We start from the raw sequence: 3,492 nt of genomic DNA, 5'->3' as shown, positions 1-3,492 counted from the left end.
GCCCAGGCCGTCGCGGGCGCGTCGTCCCGCAGCCCGAGGGCGCCCGCGACGGCCTGGGCCAGCCCGGCGACCCCACCCTCGGGCTGCCGCCCGGCGAACTCGACGCACCACACCCCATCGGCGAACCGGCACGCCCCGGCACCCTCCACAGCACCTCCGGCGAGCCGCCCGTCCACAGCACCTCCGGCGAGCCGCCCGGCCGCCTCAGAGGCGAGGCGGGTCTTGCCGACTCCGCCCGGACCGGTGAGCGTCACGAGCCGGGCCCCGGCGAGCAGCCGGATGACCTCGTCGACGTCGGCGGCACGCCCGACGAGGCCGGTGATCGCGGCGGGCAGCCGCCCCCGCGAGCGCACGACGCCCCCGCCCGCAACCGGCGGCGTCAGCCGGGGCTCCTGGCGCAGGATCGCGCCGTGCAGCTCCGTCAGCTCCGGGCCGGGGGCGAGACCGAGCTCCTCCGCCAAGTGCTCGCGGAGCCGCGCGTAGACGTCGAGGGCCTCGCTCTGGCGGCCCGTCGCGTACAGGGCGCGCATCTGCACCGCGCGCAGGCGCTCCCGCAGCGGGTGCCGCGCCGCCAGGTCCGCGAGCTCGCCCGTGAGCAGCGCGTGGTCACCGGCGGCCAGGCGGGCCTCGGCGTGGTCCTCGACGACGGAGAGGCGCTGCTCGGCCAGGCGGTGGGCCGCCGCCCGTACGAACTCCTCGTCGGCGAAGTCGGCGTACGCGGGCCCGCGCCACAACTCAAGGGCGGCGGCGAGGAGTTCCGCGCGGGCACGCGGGTACGGCTCGGCGTGCGCCCGCTTCACCAGTGCCTGGAAGCGCACCGCGTCGACCTCGTCACCGGCGTCCGCGTCGATGCGCAGCCGGTAGCCGGACGGCTCGTGCGGCACGCGGTCGCGGCCGAGGGCGCGGCGGAGCTGGGAGACCTTGGCCTGGAGGGCGCCCGCCGGTTTGCCCGGGGGAGCCTCGCCCCAGAGGTCGTCGATGAGCCGGTCGGCGGAGACCGGCCGTCCCTCGTGCACCAGGAGGTCGGCGAGCAGCGCCCTGACCTTCGCCTCCGGCACTTTCACCGGCTCCCCGCCGCCGTCCCGCACCGTCAGTGGACCGAGCACCCCGAACCGCATGCGATCACCGTACACACGCCTCCCACCTGCGGTGTCCGAAAAACCGTCAGCGGATCGTCAGCGGACCCGAAGCACCTACCAGCACGATCTGCGGCGCCCCCCGACTGTCCCCCGGGGGCCCGTACCGAAAGGACCCTCCATGCCCACCGCTGAGGCCGTCGCCGCTCCCGGCACCACCACCCCCCGGCAGAAGCTGCCGCTCGCGGCGCTGCTCGCCCTGGCCACCGCCGTGTTCATCACCAGCCTGACCGAGACGCTGCCCGCGGGACTGCTGCCCGGGATGAGCGCCGACCTCGGCGTCGGCGAGTCCGCCGCGGGCCAGACCGTGACCGTCTACGCGATCGGCACCGCCCTCACCGCGCTCCCCCTTACCGCCGCCACGGCCGCGTGGCGGCGCAAGCGGCTGCTGCTCACGGCGATGGCGGGGTTCGCCGCCGCCAACACCGTCACGGCCCTGTCGGGCGACTACACGCTCACCATGGCGGCCCGGTTCGTCGCGGGGGTCGCCGCCGGACTCGCCTGGGCGCTGCTCGCCGGGTACGCCCGCCGCATGGCGCCCGCACACCTCCAGGGCAAGGCGATCGCCGTCGCCATGGCGGGCATCCCCGTGGCGCTCTCGCTCGGCGTCCCGGCCGGCACGTTCCTGGGGAAGGTGCTGAGCTGGCAGGCGGCGTTCCTCGCCATGACCGGCCTGACGGTGGTGCTCCTCGGCTGGATCGCCGCGCTCGTACCGGACTTCGCCGGGCAGCCGCGCGGCGCCAGGACACCGATGCTGGGGGCGCTGCGGGTGCCCGGCGTGCCGCCCGTCCTCTTCGTCACCCTCGTCTTCGTCCTCGCCCACACCGTGCTCTACACCTACGTCGCCGCCTACCTCGACGGCCTCGGCATGGGCGGCCGGACGGATCTCGTGCTGCTGGTCTTCGGCGCCGCCTCCCTCGCGAGCGTCTGGATCACCGGGGCCCTGATCCACCGCAGGCTCCGCACGCTCACCCTCGCCGCCGTGATCCTGGTCGGCACCGCGGCGGCCGTGCTCGCCGCCTTCTCCGGCACTCCCGCGCTCGTGTACGCGGCCGTGGTCCTCTGGGGCCTCGGCTGGGGCGGCGCCCCGACCCTGCTCCAGACCGCCGCGGGCGACGCGGGCGGCGACGCGGCGGACGCCGCCCAGGCCATGCTCGTCACCCTGTGGAACATCGCCATGGCGGGCGGCGGCGTCCTCGGCGGCGTCCTCCTCGGCCTGGCGGGCACGGCGTCCCTGCCCTGGACGATCCTGCCGCTCCTGGTGCCGGTACTGGCCGTCGTGGCGGTCGCCCGCACGCACGGATTCCCGTTGCGGCGGCCGGGCGGCACCTCATGACCGCCTGCCCGCACCCTTGTTGACGCACGACGGGTGAAGCCCTGCCCACGGGTCTGCGACAATCGGGGCCCCGTACGAAGGGCCTCGCGAGGGGACCCGTACCAGGTGGGGTGGGATGACGATGATGGTGCTGCTGCTCGGCATCGCGGTGCTGATCGCTGCGGCGGGCCTGGGCGCCGTCATATGGGCGGCGCGGGGCGGCCCGCGCTGGGTCAGGGGCGTGGCCAAGGCCACCACCGTCGCGGCCGAACTCGCCTCGTCGGCCACGAAGTCGGGCGGCCGCAGGAGCGGCGGCACGAACTCCGCCGACCCCGGCGACACGAGCACCTGAGCCTGCCGCCGTCCCTGGCGAGACGAGCACCTGAGTCCGCCGCCGTCCCCGGCGACACGGGCGCCTGAGTCCGCCGCCGTCCCTGGCGAGACGAGCACCTGAGCCCGGCGCCGATCCCGGCGACACGGGCGCCTGAGCCTGCCGCCGTCCCTGGCGAGACGAGCACCTGAGCCCGGCRCCGATCCCGGCGACACGAGCGCCTGAGTCCGCCGCCGTCCCTGGCGAGACGAGCACCCGAGCCCGCCGCCGCGCCACAGGCCCCCGGCGTCAGGACACCGGGTCCATCAGTTCGGGCGCGTCCAGGCCCTCGACCACCTCGCTGGCCACCTCGCGCAGGATCCGCCGTCGGGAGCGGGCGTACGTGCGCAGCAGGCCGAAGGCATCGCTCATCGGCAGCGACTTGCGGGCCGCGATCACGCCCGTGGCCTGTTCGATGACGACGCGGCTGGTCAGCGCCGTTTCGAGCTGGGCGGCGAGCGCCCGGATCTCCTCGGCCTCGCACGCCTGCTCCAGGGCGACGGCGGTGAAGTCGGCCATCGACTGGCCCAGCGTCATCGCCTCCTCGCTCAACCCCGCCACGTCCGAGGTGAGCAGCAGCAGCACACCGCTGGTACGGCTGTGCCCGCGCAGCGGAAGGGCGGCCACGCAGCGGTAGCCGAGGCCGACGGCGCGCGGGGACCAGCGCGGCC

Annotated in this window: 4 protein-coding genes; 2 read left to right on the top strand and 2 right to left on the bottom strand. The window is 75.8% G+C overall.

Annotation, left to right across the window (positions count from 1 at the left end; translation table 11 throughout):
- The coding region (locus AB8Z36_RS34745; RefSeq protein WP_369217372.1) for an AfsR/SARP family transcriptional regulator at positions 1–1,118 on the bottom strand (1,118 nt) is incomplete at its 3' end.
- A 139-nt stretch (positions 1,119–1,257) separates the two neighbouring features.
- On the opposite strand from AB8Z36_RS34745, the gene AB8Z36_RS34740 reads away from it, so the two are divergent.
- Together AB8Z36_RS34740 and AB8Z36_RS34735 are read left to right on the top strand one after the other, a co-directional pair.
- Complete coding sequence (locus AB8Z36_RS34740) at positions 1,258–2,472, top strand: MFS transporter (RefSeq protein ID WP_369217371.1); 1,215 nt, start codon at positions 1,258–1,260, stop codon at positions 2,470–2,472.
- Positions 2,473–2,587: 115 nt separating this feature from the next.
- Positions 2,588–2,803, top strand: coding sequence for a hypothetical protein (locus AB8Z36_RS34735; protein WP_369217370.1), 216 nt, complete (start codon positions 2,588–2,590; stop codon positions 2,801–2,803).
- Between the two features lie 267 nt (positions 2,804–3,070).
- Here the strand turns inward: AB8Z36_RS34735 and AB8Z36_RS34730 are convergent.
- The coding region (locus tag AB8Z36_RS34730; protein WP_369217369.1) for an ANTAR domain-containing protein at positions 3,071–3,492 on the bottom strand (422 nt) is incomplete at its 5' end.

The sequence above is a fragment of the Streptomyces flavofungini genome (genome assembly GCF_041028215.1).
Taxonomy (GTDB): domain Bacteria; phylum Actinomycetota; class Actinomycetes; order Streptomycetales; family Streptomycetaceae; genus Streptomyces; species Streptomyces flavofungini_B.
This window is presented reverse-complemented; position numbering and strand designations above follow the sequence as displayed.

Excerpts from the sequence above, each read along its gene's own strand:
- AB8Z36_RS34735 (WP_369217370.1), top strand. The coding sequence starts at position 2,588 with ATGACGATGATGGTGCTGCTGCTCGGCATCGCGGTGCTGATCGCTGCG.
- AB8Z36_RS34740 (WP_369217371.1), top strand. The coding sequence starts at position 1,258 with ATGCCCACCGCTGAGGCCGTCGCCGCTCCCGGCACCACCACCCCCCGG.